The organism is Streptomyces sp. NBC_01520, assembly GCF_045040375.1.
Classification (GTDB): Bacteria; Actinomycetota; Actinomycetes; order Streptomycetales; family Streptomycetaceae; genus Streptomyces.
Genome location: NZ_CP109404.1, coordinates 6,026,368 through 6,045,443, shown reverse-complemented (window position 1 = coordinate 6,045,443; position 19,076 = coordinate 6,026,368). Strand labels below are relative to the sequence as shown.

Annotated in this window: 13 protein-coding genes and 1 riboswitch; of the genes, 5 read left to right on the top strand and 8 right to left on the bottom strand. The window is 71.9% G+C overall.

What is annotated here, in order from left to right:
* Positions 1-62: 62 nt before the first annotated feature.
* The gene (locus OG524_RS27500) at positions 63-3,302 is read right to left on the bottom strand and encodes a GNAT family N-acetyltransferase (RefSeq protein ID WP_405811841.1); all 3,240 of its coding nucleotides are present in this window, start codon (positions 3,300-3,302) and stop codon (positions 63-65) included.
* 165 nt (positions 3,303-3,467) lie between these two features.
* Between OG524_RS27500 and OG524_RS27495 the strand changes: the two genes are divergently transcribed.
* The gene (locus OG524_RS27495) at positions 3,468-3,749 is read left to right on the top strand and encodes an HPr family phosphocarrier protein (RefSeq protein ID WP_384497714.1); all 282 of its coding nucleotides are present in this window, start codon (positions 3,468-3,470) and stop codon (positions 3,747-3,749) included.
* A gap of 180 nt (positions 3,750-3,929) precedes the next feature.
* On the opposite strand, the gene OG524_RS27490 is transcribed toward OG524_RS27495, so the two are convergent.
* From OG524_RS27490 to OG524_RS27475, 4 genes are all read right to left on the bottom strand, one after another.
* A complete protein-coding gene (locus tag OG524_RS27490) occupies positions 3,930-4,634 on the bottom strand; it encodes a GntR family transcriptional regulator (protein WP_405388033.1) in 705 nt (234 codons plus the stop codon).
* 219 nt (positions 4,635-4,853) lie between these two features.
* Positions 4,854-5,648, bottom strand: coding sequence for a M23 family metallopeptidase (locus OG524_RS27485; RefSeq protein ID WP_405811840.1), 795 nt, complete (start codon positions 5,646-5,648; stop codon positions 4,854-4,856).
* Positions 5,649-5,661: 13 nt separating this feature from the next.
* A riboswitch (cyclic di-AMP (ydaO/yuaA leader) is annotated at positions 5,662-5,830 on the bottom strand.
* A gap of 193 nt (positions 5,831-6,023) precedes the next feature.
* Positions 6,024-7,406, bottom strand: a complete 1,383-nt coding sequence (locus tag OG524_RS27480) for a M16 family metallopeptidase (protein WP_405393063.1) — start codon at positions 7,404-7,406, stop codon at positions 6,024-6,026.
* A gap of 26 nt (positions 7,407-7,432) precedes the next feature.
* Positions 7,433-8,782, bottom strand: a complete 1,350-nt coding sequence (locus OG524_RS27475; RefSeq protein ID WP_405388035.1) for a M16 family metallopeptidase — start codon at positions 8,780-8,782, stop codon at positions 7,433-7,435.
* A 246-nt stretch (positions 8,783-9,028) separates the two neighbouring features.
* Between OG524_RS27475 and OG524_RS27470 the strand changes: the two genes are divergently transcribed.
* Positions 9,029-11,479 carry a DNA topoisomerase (ATP-hydrolyzing) subunit A gene (locus tag OG524_RS27470; protein WP_405388036.1) on the top strand — a complete coding sequence of 817 codons (2,451 nt, stop codon included), beginning with the start codon at positions 9,029-9,031 and terminating at the stop codon, positions 11,477-11,479.
* 99 nt (positions 11,480-11,578) lie between these two features.
* Here the strand turns inward: OG524_RS27470 and OG524_RS27465 are convergent, their stop codons facing one another.
* Entirely contained in the window at positions 11,579-12,727 is a 1,149-nt protein-coding gene (locus tag OG524_RS27465; protein WP_405811839.1) for a CobW family GTP-binding protein, read from the bottom strand.
* A 22-nt stretch (positions 12,728-12,749) separates the two neighbouring features.
* A complete protein-coding gene (locus OG524_RS27460) occupies positions 12,750-13,913 on the bottom strand; it encodes a citrate/2-methylcitrate synthase (protein ID WP_405388038.1) in 1,164 nt (387 codons plus the stop codon).
* Between the two features lie 130 nt (positions 13,914-14,043).
* Here OG524_RS27460 and OG524_RS27455 point away from each other — a divergent pair, with 130 nt between their 5' ends.
* Positions 14,044-15,369: a citrate/2-methylcitrate synthase gene (locus OG524_RS27455; RefSeq protein ID WP_405811838.1), complete on the top strand. Its 1,326-nt coding sequence runs from the start codon at positions 14,044-14,046 to the stop codon at positions 15,367-15,369.
* Between the two features lie 6 nt (positions 15,370-15,375).
* On the opposite strand, the gene OG524_RS27450 is transcribed toward OG524_RS27455, so the two are convergent.
* A complete protein-coding gene (locus OG524_RS27450) occupies positions 15,376-16,395 on the bottom strand; it encodes a LacI family DNA-binding transcriptional regulator (RefSeq protein WP_405388040.1) in 1,020 nt (339 codons plus the stop codon).
* A 308-nt stretch (positions 16,396-16,703) separates the two neighbouring features.
* Here OG524_RS27450 and OG524_RS27445 point away from each other — a divergent pair, with 308 nt between their 5' ends.
* Positions 16,704-18,380, top strand: coding sequence for an ATP-binding protein (locus tag OG524_RS27445; protein WP_405811837.1), 1,677 nt, complete (start codon positions 16,704-16,706; stop codon positions 18,378-18,380).
* The gene (locus OG524_RS27440; RefSeq protein ID WP_405388042.1) at positions 18,377-19,054 is read left to right on the top strand and encodes a response regulator; all 678 of its coding nucleotides are present in this window, start codon (positions 18,377-18,379) and stop codon (positions 19,052-19,054) included. The genes OG524_RS27445 and OG524_RS27440 overlap by 4 nt, the downstream gene beginning before the upstream one ends.
* Positions 19,055-19,076 lie beyond the last annotated feature (22 nt).

The following is a 19,076-nucleotide window of genomic DNA, read 5'->3' as shown; positions in this document are numbered from 1 at the left end:
CATCCTACGGGGGGCCGGTGACTGCCGGGGACGCCGTGCGCGGCTCCGTGACGGGTGAGTGGTCAGTAACTGGAGAGGCGGCGGGGACCCAGGTCGGTGCGGGCCGGCGGCGGGGCGAGCCGGACGCTCGCCCCGAGCACGGTCAGGCCGTGTGTGGCGACGACGACGGGCTCCAGGGCGACCGAGACCACTTCGGGGTGGTCGTCGACCAGCCGGGAGACCCGCAGCAGGAGCTCTTCGAGCGCCGCGGTGTCCGCCGGCGCGGAACCACGCCAGCCGAACAGCACCGGCGCCGCCCTGATGGAGCGGATCAGCTCCGCGGCGTCGCGGTCGGTGACGGGCACGAGCCGGTGGGCGGTGTCACCGAGCAGTTCGGAGGGCGCTCCGGCCAGGCCGAAGGAGAGAACGGCTCCGGCGGCGGCGTCGATCGAGGCGCGTACGACGGTGTCCACCCCGCGCGGTGCCATGGCCTGGACGACGGGCCGCAGCTCAGTGGGGGTGCCGAGCAGGTCGGTCAGTTCCTCGTAGGCGCGGCGCAGGGCGCTCTCGTTCACGAGGTCGAGCCGGACACCGCCGAGGTCCGCGCGGTGGCGGAGATGGGGGGCGGTGGTCTTGAGTGCCACCGGGTAGCCGAGCCGCGCGGCGGCGGTGACGGCCGCCTCCGCGTCGGGGGCCGGGAGGGCGGGCCGTACGGAGATCCCGTAGAGGCCGAGCAGTTCGCGGGCCTCGTCAGGGGTGAGCGGACGGCCGCGCGGGTCGGGCCCGGGGCCGAGCAGCCGCTCGATCAGGGCGGCGGTGCCCGGCTCGTCGATGGTGTCGTCCAGGAATTCGGGGACCTTGCCGGGGGTGGCCGCCTGGCGCCGCCACTGGGCGTACTTCACTGCCTCGGCGAGGGCCCGGACGGCCCGCTCGGCCGCGGGGTAGGCGGGGATGCGCCCGACACGGGTCTCCGGGGCGCGTGCGTCGGCGTCCACCGCGCCGGTCTCGGGTCCCGCCGTGCCGGACAGGGCGGGGACGGCGGGCGGGGTTCCGGGCGGCCGGAGGGTGCTGGTCCGGGGCGCGCTCGGTGCCTGGGGCGGGCCGGAGCCGCCGGGGCCCGTGCTCGCCGGGGGGCCGTCCGTGCCGCGGCCGTCCGTGCCCTGGGCGGCCGTGTCGCGGACGTCCGTGCCCTGGGCGCTCGTGTCCCGCCCGTCCGTGCCCTGGGCGCTCGTGTCCCGGGCGCTCGTGTCCGCGGTCGCTTGCGATGGCGGCGCGCCCGCTGGGGCCGAGCCCGTTCCCGCGCCCAGGCCCGCGCCCGCTGGGGCCGAGCCCGGACCTGTGCCGAGGCCCGGACCCGCTGGGGCCGAGCCCGCGGGGCGCGTGGGGCCGCTGTCCGGTCCGGGCTCCGGGACAACGCCGGGTGACGGGGCGCCGTTCACGGGCGGGGTGGCCGTGCTCGCCGCGGCGGCCAGGGCTTGAGCCAGGCCGCCCATCTCCACGTGCACGACCGCCACCGGCTTGGCCGGCCCCGTGGCCGCGGCCTCGCGCAGCGCGGCGGCGAGCACCTCGCCGTCGCCGGTCTCCGCCTCGCCGTTGTCCCCCACCCACGGGATCGCCGTCACGATCACGGCGTCGCAGGTCCGGTCGGCGAGCGCCTCGGCCAGCGCGTACCGGAAGTCCTTGGGGCCCGCCGCCGTGGTGAGGTCGCGGGGCGGTCGCGGGCGCAGCCCCTCGGCCAGGCAGGCGTCGTACGTGAGGAGGCCGAGGGACTCGGAGTTGCCGAGGATCGCCACCCGGGGACCGGCCGGCAGTGGCTGGCCGGCGAGGAGCAGCCCCGCGTCGACCATCTCCGTCACCGTGTCGACGCGGATCACCCCGGCCTGGCGCATCAGGGCGGAGACCGTCGCGTCGGGGATCCGGCTGACCGGCACAGCGTGTCCGGGCGGGGTGGAGCCGCTGTGCCGGGCTCCCTTGACCACGACCACGGGCTTCACCGCGGCGGTCCGGCGCGCGAGCCGGGTGAACTTGCGCGGGTTGCCGAGCGACTCGAGGTAGAGCAGGGCCACGTCGGTGTCCTGGTCCTCGAACCAGTACTGCAGGAAGTCGTTCCCGGAGACGTCGGCGCGGTTGCCCGCCGAGATGAAGGTCGACAGCCCCGCGCCGCGCCGGTACAGGCCGGACAGGACGGCGATGCCGATCGCGCCGGACTGGGTGAAGAGGCCGATGCGCCCGGCCTCGGGCGACTCGGGAGCGAGGGAGGCGTTCAGGCGGACGGAGTCGGAGGTGTTGATGATGCCGAAGGCGTTCGGGCCGATGATCCGCATGCCGTACGAGCGTGCCTGCCGGACCAGTTCGCGCTGCCGTTCCCGTCCCTCGGCACCGCGCTCGGCGTAGCCGGCGGAGAGGACGACGAGGCCCTGGACCCCGTGTTCACCACAGTCGGCGACGGCCTCCGGGACCCGGTCGGCGGGGACGGCGACGATCGCGAGGTCGACCTGTTCGCCGATCTCACCGACGGAGCGGTGCGCGGGGACGCCGTCGACCGTGGCCGTGCCTTCGCCGAAGGACCGGTTCACGGCGTACGTGCGTCCGGTGAAACCGGATCCGAGCAGGTTGCGCAGGACGGTGCGGCCGACTCCGCCTGGCGCGCGCCCGGTGCCGACGACGGCGACGGAGCCGGGGGCCAGCAGCCGCTGCACGGAGCGCGACTCGGCCCGCTGCTCACGACCGCGCTGGACGGCGAGGGACTCGGCGGTCGGTTCCAGGTCGAGCGTGAGGTGGACGGACCCGTCCTCGAAGCTCCGCTGCTGGGTGTATCCGGCATCCCGGAACACCTTGATCATCTTGTTGTTCGCGGGCAGCACCTCGGCGGCGAACCGGCGGATGCCCCGCTCGCGGGCGACCGCCGCGATGTGTTCGAGGAGCGCCGAGGCCACGCCGCGGCCCTGGTGGGCGTCCTGGACGAGGAAGGCGACCTCGGCCTCGTCGGCGGGTGCCGTGGCGGGTCTGCCCTGTTCGTTGATCCGGTCGTAGCGGACGGTGGCGATGAACTCCCCGCCGATCGTGACGGCCAGACCCACCCGGTCGACGTAGTCGTGATGGGTGAAGCGGTGCACGTCCTTGGCCGAGAGACGCGGATACGGGGCGAAGAAGCGGTAGTACTTCGACTCGTCGGAGACCTGCTCGTAGAAGCTGACCAGCCGGTCGGCGTCGTCCGTGGTGATGGGCCTGATCCGCGCGGTGCCACCGTCGCGGAGCACCACGTCCGCCTCCCAGTGATCGGGGTACGCATGGTGCGGACTCTGCTCCGGCGTGGGCTCCATGGGCAAAGCCTACGGCTCGTCGCACCGGTAGCGGAGGGTTCGGTGCGCGGGCACGCTGAGGGGGCCGATCGGCGGTGGCCCGCCGGGCCGGAGGCCGGGCACAGCAGTACGCACTGCATGAGAGACTGGTCTAGACAACCTATTGATACGTGAAGGGCAGAACCAATGGCTGAGCGCCGCGTCAACGTCGGTTGGGCCGAGGGCCTGCACGCCCGCCCCGCTTCCATCTTCGTCCGTGCCGCCACGGCCTCCGGCGTGCCCGTGACGATCGCCAGGGCCGATGGCTCCCCGGTGAACGCCGCGTCCATGCTCGCGGTGCTCGGCCTGGGCGCGCAGGGTGGCGAGGAGATCGTGCTCGCGTCCGAGGCGGACAACTCGGAGGCCGCCCTGGACCGTCTGGCGAAGCTGGTCGCCGAAGGGCTCGAGGAGCTTCCGGAGACCGTCTGAACCGGCCGGCCCGTGCCGGAATTCTTTCTGCGGCAAAGCCGCGGTACCCCTCGGGGTACCGCGGCTTTTCTGTTCACGCAAGGACGGGCGGGCCAGCGGGGAAAATGCCCGGCCGACCCGAATTAGGGCAGCAAAAAGAAAGCCCCTCGACAATTACCTTCTTTGTATACGGTGCAATTGTTAATGGCGGACGCCCGCGGTGTTTACGGCGTGTTGCGAAGCCCTCACCCGGGACGGACCCGCCGCGTTCCCCGGCCGGTCCGTGCGGCGCAGCCGGTGTGCGGCCGTGGCGCGCTCCGCGTGCTGGGCGGCGATCGTCCTGGCCCGTTCCGCGTCGCCGCGTGCCACGGCGTCCACGAGGGCACCGTGCTCGGCCCAGGAGTCGGCAGGGCGGCCCGGCTGATCGACCACGTACATCCAGGCGATCTTGTGCCGGAGCTGGGTGAGCAGCGCGATCAGCGCCGGGCTGCCCGAAGCCTGGGCAAGTGTCTCGTGGAACCAGCCGCCGAGGGAGCGCAGATCCTCCCCCTCACCCCGGCGCACGCGCTCCTGCCCCAGCCTGACCAGGCCGCGGAGCACCTTGAGGTGTGCCTCCGTGCGGCGCTGCGCGGCGCGTGCGGCACCCAGCGGCTCCAGGAGCATCCGCATCTCCAGGAGGTCGGCGGCCTCCTGCTCCGTGGGCTCGGCGACGCAGGCCCCGGCATGCCGACGGGTGACGACGAACCCCTCGGACTCCAGGGTGCGCAGTGCCTCGCGTACCGGGACACGGGAAACCCCGTAGCGACGCGCGAGCACCTCTTCGGTGAGGCGGCTACCACGCTCGAAGCCACCGGAGACGATGTCGTCACGGATTGCCGTGCATACCGAATGCGCGGGAATGCGCATGTCCGAACCTCCGCCTTAATCCCCGCGAAACGCGGCCGATCGACGCCTGTTCTGTGACTCTATTGCAATCCGTCGGAATTTCCGACGGCAGAGCAAAATCCATGCATATCTTCTGACCGGAAATCACTTCCGCGGAGCTTCGGCGCGCCTCCCCCGGTGGTACGACGAAGGCCCCGGCGGGTGCCGGGGCCTTCGTCGTCGCTGCGGGGCGAGGCGGGGTCAGACCTGGACGCCGTGCGCGCGGAGGTAGGCGACGGGGTCCATGTCGGAGCCGTACTCGGGGGTGGTCCGCGCCTCGAAGTGCAGGTGCGGTCCGGTGGAGTTGCCGGTCGAGCCGGACAGGCCTATCTGCTGGCCGGACGTGACGCTCTGACCGACCGAGACGCCGATCGACGAGAGGTGGCCGTACTGGGTGTACGTGCCGTCCGTCATCCGGAGCACGATGTTGTTGCCGTACGCCCCGCCCCAGCCGGCCTCGACGACCGTGCCGGCGCCCACCGCGACGACGGAACTGCCGGACGCGGCCCGGAAGTCCACGCCGGAGTGGCTGCCGGAGGACCAGAGGGCGCCGCCGGACTTGTAGCCGGTGGTCACCTGGGAGCCGGCAACCGGGAGGTGGAAGGCGTTCAGCCGGGCTCGCTCGGCCGCGCGGGCGGCGCGCGCCTTGGCCTCACGGGCCTCGGCCGCACGGGCTTCGGCCTTGCGCTCGGCCTCGGCCTTCGCCCTGGCTGCCGCCTTCGCCTTCGCTTCGGCCTTGGCGGCGAGGTCGGCCTGGTGCTGCTGGGCCTTCGCCTGGGCGGCGATCTGGTCGGCGAGGGTGGAGTCGATCGCGACGGCCTGGGTCAGGCCGGTGCTGCCCGCGGTGGGGGCCTCGGAGTCCGCGGCGAGGGCCGGGGAGGACACACCGCCGATGACGCCGGTGGTGGCCAGAGCCGCGATGCCGGCGACCTGGGCGCTCCTGCGCGTCAGGCGGCTCGGGGCACGGTGCTTCCCGGTGGCACGGGTGAACGCCATGGAGGGGCTGGTCCTTTCCTTCCTTCTCGCCTACCGGGTTAGCTGACGGGTTCGGAGCAGGAAGGTCTCCTACGGACTCCTCCGCCCCGTGCGGGGGCGCAGGCATCCGATTCACCCCAGGGACTTCGTGGGTCCCCGGCTCCCCAGGCTCGCGCCTGACGGGGACTCGGCGATGACTGTCCGGCGCCGCGGACGCGGCATATGTCTGGCGGACAGCCGGGCCGACGCTAGGCCGGGCAGCTTTCCGACGCCAAACGGATCAGGCCTTTTGTCGCACATCCCACAACAGATCGGGCGATATTCCACGCGAACACGGACAAATAGGAGGACCCCGGCGAGAACGTCCTCACCGGGGTCCGGATCTGCTCCGATAGGTCAGCCGCTGACGACCGACACCTCGCCGATGCCGAGCGCCCTGACGGGGTCCGCGATCTGTGCGGCGTCCCCGACGAGGACGGTGACCAGCCGGTCGACGGGGAAGGCGTTGACCACCGCGGCGGTGGCCTCCACCGTGCCGGTCTCGGCCAGGCGGGCGTACAGCTGGGCCTGGTAGTCGTCCGGGAGGTGCTGCTCCATCTGGTCGGCCAGGGTGCCGGCGACGGAGGCGGCCGTCTCGAACTTCAGCGGAGCGACGCCCACGAGGTTCTGCACGGCGGTCTCGCGCTCGGCGTCCGTGAGCCCCTCGGCCGCCAGGGTGCGCAGGACCTTCCAGAGGTCGTCCAGCGCGGGTCCGGTGGACTCCGTGTCCACGGAACCGCTGATGGCGAGCATCGCGGCACCGGTCGCCCCGGAGGCCGATCCGGGTGCGGTCGAGCGCAGCACCTGCCCGAAGGCGCGGACCCCGTAGGTGTAGCCCTTCTCCTCGCGCAGCACCCGGTCCAGCCGGGAGGTGAGGGTGCCTCCCAGGCAGTACGTGCCGAGGACCTGGGCGGGCCACACACTGTCGTGCCGGTCGGCGCCGATCCGGCCGATCAGCAGCTGGGTCTGTACGGCTCCCGGACGGTCGACGATGACCACACGACCGGTGTCGTCCGCGGTGATGGGCGGTACCGGGCGGGACACGGCGGCGTTGCCCGACCAGTCACCGACGGTGTCGGCGAGCAGCTCGTCCAGGTCGACCCCGGTGAGGTCACCGACGATCACGGCCGTCGCGGTGGACGGGCGGACATGCGCGTCGTAGAAGGCACGTACGGCCGCGGCGTCGATGCGGCGCACCGTCTCCTCGGTCCCCTGGCGCGGTCGCGACATCCGCGCCGTCTCGGGGAAGAGCTCCTTGGAGAGCTGCTTGGCGGCGCGGCGGGCCGGGTTGGCCTGCTCGTGCGGGATCTCGTCGAGCCGGTTGCCCACCAGGCGCTCCACCTCGCTCTCGGTGAAGGCCGGGGCCCGCAGCGCCTCGGCGACCAGGCCGAGCGCCTTGGCCAGCCGGGAGACCGGGACCTCCAGGGAGACCCGGACACCCGGGTGGTCGGCGTGCGCGTCGAGCGTGGCACCGCAGCGCTCCAGCTCGGCGGCGAACTCCTCGGCGGAGCGCTTGTCCGTTCCCTCGGACAGCGCACGCGCCATGATCGTGGCCACGCCGTCCAGGCCCTCGGGCTCGGTGTCCAGGGGGGCGTCCAGGAAGATCTCCACGGCGACGACCTGCTGGCCGGGGCGGTGGCAGCGCAGGACGGTCAGGCCGTTGGGCAGAGCGCCGCGCTCGGGCGCGGGGAAGGCCCAGGGCCTGGCCTCGCCTGCGGTCGGCTGCGGGTGGTACTCCATCGCTACTCCAGTCACGGCGGCGTCGCTCACTTGTCGGCCCCCTCGGGCGCGTCGGTGCCGTCCGTCTCGTCGGCGTCGACCGGCTCGTACACCAGGACGGCACGGTTGTCGGGACGCAGATGCGCCCGGGCGGCCTCCTGGACCTCCTGGGCGGTGACGTCGAGCACCCGCCCCACCGCGGTCAGGGCGAGCTGCGGGTCACCGAACAGCACGGCGTACCGGCACAGTTCGTCGGCGCGGCCCGCGACCGTACCGAGCCGGTCCAGCCACTCCCGCTCCAACTGGGCCTGTGCCCGTTCCATTTCCTCGGGCGTGGGGCCCTCGGCGGCGAACCGGGCGAGCTCCTCGTCGACGGCCGTCTCGATCTGCGGCACCTCGACGCCACCGGACGTCTTGACGTCCAGCCAGCCCAGCGAGGGTGCTCCGGAGAGCCGGAGCAGCCCGAATCCGGCGGCCACCGCCGTACGGTCGCGGCGGACCAGGCGGTTGTGCAGGCGGGACGACTCGCCGCCGCCCAGCACGGTCAGCGCCAGGTCCGCGGCGTCGCACTCACGGGTGCCGTCGTGCGGCAGCCGGTAGGCGGCCATCAGGGCGCGCGCGGGGACCTCCTCGTGGACCACTTCGCGCAGTTGCTCACCGATGGTGCCGGGCAGTGTGCCGTCGCGCGGCGGCTGCTTGCCGTCGTGGGAGGGGATCGAACCGAAGTACTTCTCGATCCAGGCGAGCGTCTGCTCCGGGTCGATGTCCCCGACCACGGAGAGCACCGCGTTGTTCGGCGCGTAGTACGTGCGGAAGAACGCCTGCGCGTCGTCCAGCGTGGCTGCGTCCAGGTCGGCCATCGACCCGATCGGCGTGTGGTGGTACGGGTGGCCCTCCGGGTACGCGAGGGCTGTGAGCTTCTCGAACGCCGTGCCGTACGGGACGTTGTCGTACCGCTGGCGGCGCTCGTTCTTGACGACGTCGCGCTGGTTCTCCATGGACTCCTCGTCGAGCGCGGCGAGCAGCGAGCCCATCCGGTCGGCCTCGAGCCACAGGGCCAGCTCCAGCTGATGCGTGGGCATCGTCTCGAAGTAGTTGGTGCGCTCGAAGCTGGTGGTGCCGTTGAGGGAGCCCCCGGCCCCCTGAACCAGCTCGAAGTGCCCGTTCCCCTTGACCTGGCCGGAGCCCTGGAACATCAGGTGCTCGAAGAGGTGGGCGAGGCCGGTACGCCCCTTGACCTCGTGGCGGGAACCGACGTCGTACCAGAGGCAGACCGCGGCGACCGGGGTCAGATGGTCCTCGGAGAGCACCACGCGCAGGCCGTTGGCCAAGCGGTGCTCGGTCGCCGTCAAGCCGCCGGAACCGGCCTGGGCTGTGGCCGTGTGACCCATGGGCATGTACGTCCCTTCGATCGATACAGGATTTCCTGCCGGACCTGCCACTGTAAGCAAGCGCACGGGCACCTGGCGAAGTTCCCGTTCCGTGAATGTTGTCGTAGATGCTGCCGTAAACAGGGGCTCCGCGGAGGCCCTGGAGACCACTTCGGACGGGTCGAGGTCGGCGTTGTCGGTGCGGCGGTCCACAATGGTCGGCGTCAGAACCTGAGGTTGCCCGACAGAATCTGTGAAGGAGTCGCAGCCGCGATGGCCCGCCGCAGCACGAAAACCCCGCCGCCGGACGACTTCGAGGAGAAGATCCTCGACATCGACGTCGTCGACGAAATGCAGGGCTCCTTCCTCGAGTACGCGTACTCGGTGATCTACTCCCGCGCTCTGCCCGACGCCCGCGACGGCATGAAGCCCGTGCACCGCCGCATCGTGTCCCAGATGAACGAGATGGGGCTGCGCCCCGACCGCGGCTATGTGAAGTGCGCCCGCGTCGTCGGCGAAGTGATGGGCAAGTTGCACCCGCACGGTGACGCGTCGATCTATGACGCACTGGTGCGCATGGCACAGCCGTTCTCGATGCGTCTGCCCCTCGTCGACGGTCACGGCAACTTCGGCTCGCTCGGCAACGACGACCCGCCGGCCGCCATGCGGTACACCGAGTGCCGGATGGCCGACGCCACGTCACTGATGACGGAGTCCATCGACGAGGACACCGTCGACTACCAGGCGAACTACGACGGCCAGGAGCGGGAACCGGTCGTCCTCCCCGCGGCGTACCCGAACCTCCTGGTCAACGGCGCGTCCGGGATCGCCGTCGGCATGGCCACCAACATGCCCCCGCACAACCTCGGAGAGGTGATCGCCGCCGCCCGCCATCTCATCAGGCATCCGGCCGCCGACCTCGAGACCCTGATGCGCTTCGTCCCCGGTCCCGACCTGCCGACCGGCGGGCGGATCGTCGGTCTCGGCGGCATCAAGGACGCGTACGCGGCCGGGCGTGGCACGTTCAAGATCCGCGCCACCGTCGCCATAGAGAACGTCACGGCCCGCCGTAAGGGTCTCGTCGTGACGGAACTCCCCTTCAGCGTCGGCCCGGAGAAGGTGATCGCCAAGATCAAGGACCTGGTCGGGTCGAAGAAGCTCCAGGGCATCGCGGACGTCAAGGACCTCACGGACCGGGCGCACGGACTGCGTCTGGTGATCGAGGTCAAGAACGGCTTCGTGCCGGAGGCCGTGCTGGAGCAGCTCTACAAGCTGACGCCGATGGAGGAGACCTTCGGCATCAACAACGTGGCACTGGTCGACGGGCAGCCGCTCACCCTGGGGCTCAAGGAGCTCCTGGAGGTCTACCTCGACCACCGCTTCGAGGTCGTGCGCCGGCGCAGCGAGTTCCGCAGGACCAAGCGCCGTGACCGGCTGCACCTGGTCGAGGGCCTCCTCGTCGCCCTGCTCGACATCGACGAGGTCATCCGCCTCATCCGGGACAGCGACAACTCGGCGCAGGCGAAGGAGCGCCTGATGGAGCGCTTCTCGCTGAGCGAGATCCAGACGCAGTACATCCTGGACACGCCGCTGCGCAGGCTCACCCGGTTCGACCGGATCGAGCTGGAGGGCGAGCGCGACCGGCTCGCCGACGAGATCGCCAAGCTGACGGCGATCCTGGACTCGGACGCGGAGCTGCGCAAGCTCGTCTCCGCCGAACTGGCCGCGGTGGCGAAGAAGTTCGGCACCGACCGGCGCACGGTGCTGCTGGAGTCGGCCGGTTCGCAGGTTGCCTCCGTGCCGCTGGAGGTCGCCGACGACCCGTGCCAGGTGCTCCTCTCCTCGACGGGCCTGCTGGCCCGTACGGCCAACGCCGACCCGATCGTCGTGGCCGAGGACGCCAAGCGCACCAAGCACGACGTGATCGTCTCGGCCGTCCCCGCGACGGCACGCGGTGACGTGGGCGCGGTGACGTCCACCGGGCGGCTGCTGCGGCTGTCGGTGATCGATCTCCCGCAGCTGCCGGACACCCACGCGGCTCCCAATCTCTCGGGAGGGGCGCAGGTCTCGGAGTTCCTCACGCTGGGGACGGACGAGGAGCTGGTCTGCCTGACCACCCTGGACGAGGAGTCGCCCGGGCTGGCCATCGGCACCCTGCAGGGGGTGGTGAAGCGCGTGGTGCCCGACTATCCGGCGAACAAGGACGAGTTGGAGGTCATCACCCTCAAGGACGGTGACCGCATCGTCGGCGCGACGGAGCTGCGTACGGGCGAGGAGGACCTGGTCTTCATCACGTCCGACGCCCAGCTGCTGCGCTATCCGGCGGCGCAGGTGCGTCCGCAGGGCCGTCCGGCGGGTGGCATGGCGGGCGTCAAGCTCACGGCGGGGGCCACGGTGCTCTCGTTCACGGCGGTGGATCCGGCGGTGGACGCCGTGGTGTTCACGGTGGCCGGGTCGCACGGCACGCTGGACGATTCGGAGCTGACCTCGAAGCTCACCCCGTTCGACCAGTACCCGCGCAAGGGCCGGGCCACCGGCGGGGTGCGCTGCCAGCGCTTCCTCAAGGGGGAGGACGTCCTGGTGTTCGCCTGGGCGGGCGGTGTTCCGGCCCGGGCCGCGCAGCAGAACGGCGCGCCGGCGGAGCTGCCGGCCCCGGATCCGCGTCGCGACGGTTCGGGGACACCGCTGATCGGACCGGTCGCGGTGATCGCCGGACCGCTGTAGCCGTCCGGCGGGCCGGCGGCGGGGGCCTGAGCGGGCCCCGTCGCCGGGCCCGCCGTCGCACGGTCCCGGGCGTGGCCCGGCCCTGTCGCCGTCCGGTCGTCACACGGTCCCGTCGGCGTCCGGCTGTCGCTCCGGATGCTCGCCCGGCCGATGTTCGGGATCCTGCTGTTGTTCGGGCTGTTCTCCCGGCTCTTGTTCCTCCGGCTGTTGTACGTACCGCAGGACGCCCCACATGCTGCGCTCCAGCGCCTCGGGGGCGTCCTGCGGTGTTTCCCGGCAGGCCGCGAGCTCCTTGTGCAGTGCCTCGGCGTCGATGCCGGAGCCGATCAGCACCAGTTGCGTGAGCCGTGCTTCGTCCCGTGCCCACGACTGCGGGACGAAGCGCAGGAACCTGCCGACGGCGTGCACGGTGTAGCGGTTGCCCCGGTCGGCCGCGCCGAAGTCGGCGAAGCCCTTGATCCGGTAGAGGCCTTCGGGCCTGGAGTCGAGGAACGCCATGAAGCGGCGGGGGTTCATCGGCACGCCGGCGGTGAAGGAGACGCTCTCATACGCCGTGTGCAGGTGGCTGCCGTGATCGTTCTCCGTCTCCTGGAGCAGGTCCTCGAAGGTCAGTTGGCGGACGGTGTCGTCCTCGTCCGCCCTGAGCGCCGGATCGAAGAGCAGCTCCGGGTCGATCCGTCCGTACGCGGCGCCGATGACCGCCGCCCGCCCCCCGGACGTCGCCACGGCCTCCCGGACGGCGTCCATATCCGCTTCCGTCACCCGGTCCGTCTTGTTCAGTACGACGAGGTCGGCGACCGTGAGGTGGCGGGCGATCTCGGGGTGGCGCTCCCGCGTGGTCATGAATTCGGCGGCGTCGACGACCTCGACCAGTCCCCCGTACCGGATGCGCGGGTTGTCGCTGGCCAGCAGCATCCGTACGAGTTCCTGGGGCTCGGCGAGGCCGCTCGCCTCGATGACGATCACGTCGAGGCGGGCGACGGGCCTGGTCAGGGTCTCCAGGAAGGTGTCGAGCTCGCTCGCGTCAACGGCGCAGCACAGGCAGCCGTTACCCAGGGAGACGGTCGAGCCGACCTGCCCCGCGACGGTCATGGCGTCGATCTCGATGGACCCGAAGTCGTTGACGATCACCCCGATCCGGTTGCCCGCGCGATTGCGCAGCAGATGGTTGAGCAGGGTCGTCTTGCCGGATCCCAGGAACCCCGCCAGGACGACGACCGGGATCTGCGGGGTGCGGGGCGGTGTCAACAGGGGCCTTCCTCGGGGTCGGTCAGGGTGCCGGTACGGGGTGCGGCGGCGGGGTCCCTACGTAGCGGGCCGCCGGGCGGATGATCTTCGAGTCCTCCGCCTGCTCCAGGATATTGGCGCTCCAGCCGACCACCCGCGCCGCGCAGAAGGTGGGGGTGAACATCTCGCGCGGCAGCCCGCAGAGCTCCATGACGACCCCGGCGTAGAACTCCACGTTGGTGTGCAGCTCACGCCCCGGCTTGAGCTCGGCGAGGATGGCCTCCACCTGGCGTTCCACCTCGACGGCGAAGTCGACGAGCGGGCCGCCGAAGCCCTGGGCGATCGAGCGCAGCATCCGTGAGCGCGGGTCCTCGGTGCGGTAGACGGGGTGGCCGAAGCCCATGATCCGGCCACCGGCGAGGACCTGTTCACGGATCCAGCCGTCGATGCGGTCCGGGGTCCCGATGGCGTCCAGGGTGTCCAGGGCCCGGCTGGGCGCTCCGCCGTGCAGCGGGCCGGACAGCGCGCCGACCGCGGCGACCAGGCAGGCCGCCGTGTCCGCGCCGGTGGAGGCGACCACCCTGGCGGTGAACGTCGAGGCGTTGAAACCGTGGTCGACGGTGGAGATGAGGTACTGCTCGACGGCCCCCGCCCGGGCGGCGTCCGGTTCCGCGCCGGTGAGCATGTAGAGGTAGTTCGCGGCGAAGGGCAGGTCGTCGCACGGTTCGACCGGTTCGAGGCCCTGGCCGAGCCGGTGCAGGGCGGTCAACAGGGTGGGTACGGCGGCGCAGAGGGCGAGCGCGTCGTCGCGGCGGCGGTCGGCGTCGATGTCGTACACGGGGCGGAATCCGGCCGAGGCCCCGAGCAGCGACAGCGCGGTGCGCAGTCCGGCCAGCGGACCGGAGACGACGCCCGCCCGGGCGATGCCGGGCAGCGCCTCCCGCACCTCGGCGGGCAGGTGGCGCAGGCGCGCCGTACGGGCGGCGAAGTCGGCGCTCGCGGGCCGGGTGGGGAGCTCGCCGTGGAACATCAGGTACCAGACGTCCTCGAAGCTGCGCCGCTGCGCCAGCTCGATCGCCGAGTAGTGCCGGTAGTGGTAGAAACCCTCGCGCCCTCGGACGTCGCCGAGCGCGGTGTCGGTCACGATCACGCCGGCGAGGCCGCGGGGCACGTCGAGCGGGGCGGTTTCGGTGCTCGGAGCAGGCATTTCCGGTCTCTCCCTCAACCATGAGTCGAACATTGATTCAACAGTCCATGATTGACTTCAGGCGTGTCAATATTGATTGAATCAATGTAAAGCCATGATGGATGCCGATGGATATGGATACGGTGGGGGCATGACGCACGACGCGGCGCACGGGGCCGGTACGGAACACGCGGAAGAATCGACATCGGGACCCGAATCCGGGAACGCCGGGGAGGCACGCCGGCTGACGACCCGGGAGACGGCCGGGCTGCTCGGTGTGAAGCCCGAGACCGTGTACGCGTACGTGAGCAGAGGGCAGCTCAGCAGCAGACGCGCTCCCGGCGGGCGCGGCAGCACGTTCGACGCCGCCGAGGTCGAAGCGCTGGCGCGGCGCACCGGGCGCCGGGATCCCTCCCTCGCGGCCGGTGACCTGACCTTCCGTACGGGCATCACCATCATCGAGCACGACCGGTACTACTTCCGCGGCGTCGACGCGACGGAACTGGCCCGCCACCACGGCTACGAGGAGGTCGCCGAGTGGATCTGGACCGGTGAGCTGCGCCCGGACGTCCGCTTCCGGGCGCCCGCCGAATCCCTCACGGCCGCACGACGGACGGTCGCGGCCCTGCCGGCGCACAGCGGCCCGACGGACCGGCTGCGGGTGGCCGTCGCCGCTGCCGCCGCCGCCGATCCACTCCGGTTCGACCTCTCCCCCCGGGGGGTGCTGAGCAGTGCACGCGGCCTGATCCCCACGCTGGTGGGCGCCCTGCCGGTGACGGGCGAGGAGGCCGGTGACGGCGACCGGCTGGCCCGCAGGCTGTGGCCGAGGCTCTCGGGCCAGCCGGCCGACGCGGCGGCACTGACCGTGCTCGACACCGCTCTGGCGCTGCTGGCCGATCACGATCTGGCGGCCTCGACACTGGCGGCACGCGTCGCCGCGTCCGCCCACGCACATCCGTACGCGGTGGTCTCCGCCGGGCTGGGCGTCCTGGAGGGGCCGTTGCACGGCGCCGCTAGCGGCCTGGCGCACCGGATGCTGTCCGAGGTGATGGAGCGGGGCGGCGCCGCGCCGGTCGTCGCCGACCATCTCCGTACCGGCCGCCGGGTGCCGGGGCTGGGACACCGTCTCTACACGGGCGAGGATCCGCGGGCCCGACTGCTGTTCGCCCTGCTCGCGGACGTACCGAGGGCGGCACCGGCACTGGAGGCGGCCCGTGACGTGGTCGCCACCGCTGCTCGGCACACACCCCTGCACGCCAATGTCGACCTCGCGCTGGCCGTCCTCTCGGTCGCGTGCGGCATGCCCGCGGAGGCCGGCGAGACGGTGTTCGCGGTGTCCCGCACGGCCGGCTGGATCGCCCACGCGCTGGAGGAGTACGCGGAACGGCCCCTGCGGATACGGCCCAGCGGGCAGTACACGGGGCCGCGCCCGCCGCAGCCGCTACCCATCCCGGCAGGGGCCGGTCCTGCAAATTAGCTACAATCAGCGGGAATTTTCGCGGGGCGGTTGGGCCGTCGAACCGCGTACGACCAGTTCCGGTTCGAAGAGGAGCTCGTCGGACGGCACCGTACGCCCCCCGATCTGTACCGAAAGCAGCTCGACCGCGGCCCGGCCCATGGCCTCGATGGGCTGGCGCACGGTGGTCAGCGGCGGCTCGGTGCAGTTCATGAACGCCGAGTCGTCGTAGCCGACGACCGAGACGTCGGCGGGCACCGACAGCCCGCGGCGGCGCGCCGCGCGCACGGCGCCCAGGGCGAGCGGGTCGCTGGCACAGATGATGCCGGTGACCCCCTGGTCGAGCAGCCGCATGGCGGCGGCCTGCCCGCCCTCCAGCGAGAACATCGCCCGGGCCACCCACTCGTCGGGCACGGTGGTCCCGGACTCCTCGGCGAGCGCCCGGGCGGCGGCGAGCTTGCGCTGCGAGGGCACGTGGTCGGACGGGCCGAGGACCAGACCGATCCGTTCGTGTCCGAGCGAGACGAGGTGGCGCCAGGCCTGTTCGACGGCGACCGAGTCGTCGCACGAGACGCCCGGGAATCCGAGGTGTGCGATGGCGGCGTTGATCAGAACGACCGGGATCTTGCGGTCGGCGAGCACCTTGTAGTGGTCGTGCGGGGCGTCGGCCTGGTGATAGAGCCCGCCCGCGAAGACGACCCCGGAGACCTGCTGCTGGAGGAGGAGTTCGACGTAGTCGGCCTCGGAGACGCCGCCCTTGGTCTGCGTACACAGCACCGGGGTCAGCCCCTGCTGGGCGAGCGCGCCGCCGACCACTTCGGCGAAGGCCGGGAAGATCGGGTTCTGCAGCTCTGGAAGGACCAGCCCGACCAGCCGCGCCCGCTCGCCACGCAACTGCGTGGGACGCTCGTAGCCGAGGACGTCGAGCGCGGAGAGGACGGACTGCCGGGTGGCGTCGGAGACGCCCGGCTTGCCGTTCAGCACCCGGCTGACCGTGGCCTCGCTGACTCCTACCTTCTTGGCAACTTGAGCAAGTCGTCGCGTCATGAACGCAAGATTAGCGCAAAAAACGCAAGATGATTGCGTTGAGGGTGAACCCGTTGAACGCTCACAGACGGAAGGGCCGGAGGCAAGGGGTTCGCCGCGTATGGATGCCTGCGGGCCCTCTCCAGGCCTGCCTGCGGTCCTGCACTGTGGGCTGCTTGCGGTCCTGCTCTGCGGGCTGCTTGCGGTCCTGCTCGGCAGCCTGCCTTCGGTCCTGCCTGCGGGGGAGGGCCGCAGGGACTCCCCCGCAGGAGCGGAGATCATCGGGCGGCAATTTCAGGAACGCCGGATCGCCCCTTACCGTTCGTACGATGAGTGCCTCACCGACCACCCCGCGGGTCTTGCGCCGGCTCGGCTGGCCGAAGCGGGTCTTCTCCCAGGTCCTGCTGATGCAGCTGGCCATCATCACCGGTGTCACGGTGCTGGTCACCGGCCTCTTCCTGGCGCCGCTCAGCGCCCAGCTCGACGACCAGGCGATGCGCCGGGCCCTGGCGATCGCGCAGAGCACGGCGGCGCAGCAGCAGATCGCTGTGTCGCTGCTCACCACCGAACCGGCCCCCGGCGGCCCCGTTCAGACCGTGGCCGAGCGGATCAGGCGCCTCACCGGCGCGGAGTACGTCGTGATCATGGACAAGCGGGGCGTGCGCTGGTCCCATACGGACGCCGCCCGGATCGGCCAGGTCGTGTCCACCGACCCCAGTACCGCGCTCGCGGGCAGGTCGGTGATGGAGATCGACAACGGCACCCTCGGACGCTCGGCCCGCGGCAAGGTGCCACTGCGTGACGGATCGGACCGGATCGTGGGTGCCGTGTCGGTCGGGATCGCGTACGACAGCGTCCGCGCCCGGCTCCTCGCGACGATCCCGGGGCTGCTGGCCTACGCGGGCGGGGCGCTGGCCGTGGGGGCGCTGGCCGCCTATCTCATCTCCCGCCGCCTCCAGCGGCAGACACACGACCTGGCGTTCTCCGACATCTCGGCCCTGCTGACGGAGCGCGAGGCCATGCTGCACAGCATCCGTGAGGGCGTCGTCGCGCTCGACCGCACGGGGCGCATCCGGCTGCTGAACGACGAGGCGCAGCGCCTGCTCGGCCTTGGCCCCGACGCCGCCGGCCGGCCGCTCACCGAGGCCCTGGGCGCAGGCAGGACCGCCGACGTACTGGCAGGACGGGTCGTCGGGGACGACCTCGTGGCGGTCAGCGGCAGCCGTGTGCTGCTCGTCAACCGGATGCCCACCGACGACGGCGGGGCCGTGGCCACTCTGCGCGACCGTACCGAGCTGGAATACCTCGGCCGCGAACTCGACTCCACCCGCGGCCTGATCGACGCGCTCCGCGCCCAGGACCACGAGCACGCGAACCGGCTGCACACCCTCCTGGGGCTGCTGGAGCTGGAGATGCACGAGGACGCGATGGAGTTCGTCACGGAGGTCGTCGGCGTCCACCGGGCCACCGCCGAGCAGGTCACCGAGAAGGTCCACGACCCACTGCTGGCCGCGCTCCTGGTCGGCAAGGCGACAGTGGCCGCGGAACGGGGCGTCTCCCTGCGCATGGCGCCCGGAACCCTCCTGCCGGACCGGTTGGTGGACCCACGCGGCCTCGTCACGGTCGTCGGCAACCTGGTGGACAACGCCCTGGACGCGGCCGCGGGGTCGACGGACGCCCGGATCGAGGTCGGGCTGCGGGCCGAAGGCCGTACGGTGGTGCTGCGGGTGCACGACAGCGGTCCGGGCGTGCCGTCCGGCCGCCGTGAATCGATCTTCGTCGAGGGCTGGTCCACCAAGGATCTCCCCGCCCACGGCAAGCGCGGCCTGGGCCTGCCGCTCGTGCGCCGCCTCGCGGAACGTCAGGGCGGCAGTGTGTCCGTGTCGGACTCGCCCGACGGCGGGGCGGTGTTCACCGTCGTCCTCCCGGAAGCGCTGCGCGAACCGGACCCGGACGGTGGCCCGTCGGCACGCGTACAACCGGCGGCAACAGGAGACTCCCCGTGATCCAGGTCCTGGTCGTGGACGACGACGTCCGGGTCGCGCAGATCAACGCGGCCTACGTCGCGAAGGTACCCGGATTCCGGGTGGCCGCCCTGGCCCACTCCGCCACGGAGGCCCTCACCAGGATCGACGAGGTGCCGATCGACCTGATCCTGCTCGACCATTACCTGCCGGACCGCAACGGCCTGGCCGTGGTGCGCGAGCTGCGCGCGCTCGGACACCACACCGACGTGATCATGGTGACGGCGGCACGCGATGTCGCGACGGTGCAGGCCGCGATGCGCCACGGTGCGCTGCAGTACCTGGTGAAGCCGTTCGCGTACACGGGGCTGCGCACCAAGCTGGAGGCGTACGCCGAGCTGCGCCGCACCTTCGAGGGCGGCGGCGAGGCCGAGCAGACGCAGGTGGACCGGCTGTTCGGCGGCCTGTGGGCGACGGAGGGGGCCGATCTGCCCAAGGGCCATTCGCCGACGACCGCGGAGCTGGTCCGCCAGGCCCTGCGCACCGCCGGCGGGCCGCTCTCCGCGCAGGAGATCGCGGAGAGCGCGGGAATGAGCCGGCAGACCGCCCAGCGCTACCTGAAGCTGCTGGAACGCACCGGCCGGGTACGACTGTCCCTGCGGTACGGCGAGACCGGCCGCCCGGAACACCGCTACACCTGGGCCGCGGACTCCTGACGCCGCCGCCCGGCCGAAGCCC

Excerpts from the sequence above, each read along its gene's own strand:
- OG524_RS27480 (WP_405393063.1), bottom strand. The coding sequence starts at position 7,406 with ATGGAGTACCACCCGCAGCCGACCGCAGGCGAGGCCAGGCCCTGGGCC.
- OG524_RS27485 (WP_405811840.1), bottom strand. The coding sequence starts at position 5,648 with ATGGCGTTCACCCGTGCCACCGGGAAGCACCGTGCCCCGAGCCGCCTG.
- OG524_RS27460 (WP_405388038.1), bottom strand. The coding sequence starts at position 13,913 with ATGCCTGCTCCGAGCACCGAAACCGCCCCGCTCGACGTGCCCCGCGGC.
- OG524_RS27470 (WP_405388036.1), top strand. The coding sequence starts at position 9,029 with ATGGCCCGCCGCAGCACGAAAACCCCGCCGCCGGACGACTTCGAGGAG.
- OG524_RS27445 (WP_405811837.1), top strand. The coding sequence starts at position 16,704 with ATGAGTGCCTCACCGACCACCCCGCGGGTCTTGCGCCGGCTCGGCTGG.
- OG524_RS27455 (WP_405811838.1), top strand. The coding sequence starts at position 14,044 with ATGACGCACGACGCGGCGCACGGGGCCGGTACGGAACACGCGGAAGAA.
- OG524_RS27490 (WP_405388033.1), bottom strand. The coding sequence starts at position 4,634 with ATGCGCATTCCCGCGCATTCGGTATGCACGGCAATCCGTGACGACATC.
- OG524_RS27500 (WP_405811841.1), bottom strand. The coding sequence starts at position 3,302 with ATGGAGCCCACGCCGGAGCAGAGTCCGCACCATGCGTACCCCGATCAC.
- OG524_RS27475 (WP_405388035.1), bottom strand. The coding sequence starts at position 8,782 with ATGCCCATGGGTCACACGGCCACAGCCCAGGCCGGTTCCGGCGGCTTG.
- OG524_RS27450 (WP_405388040.1), bottom strand. The coding sequence starts at position 16,395 with ATGACGCGACGACTTGCTCAAGTTGCCAAGAAGGTAGGAGTCAGCGAG.
- OG524_RS27495 (WP_384497714.1), top strand. The coding sequence starts at position 3,468 with ATGGCTGAGCGCCGCGTCAACGTCGGTTGGGCCGAGGGCCTGCACGCC.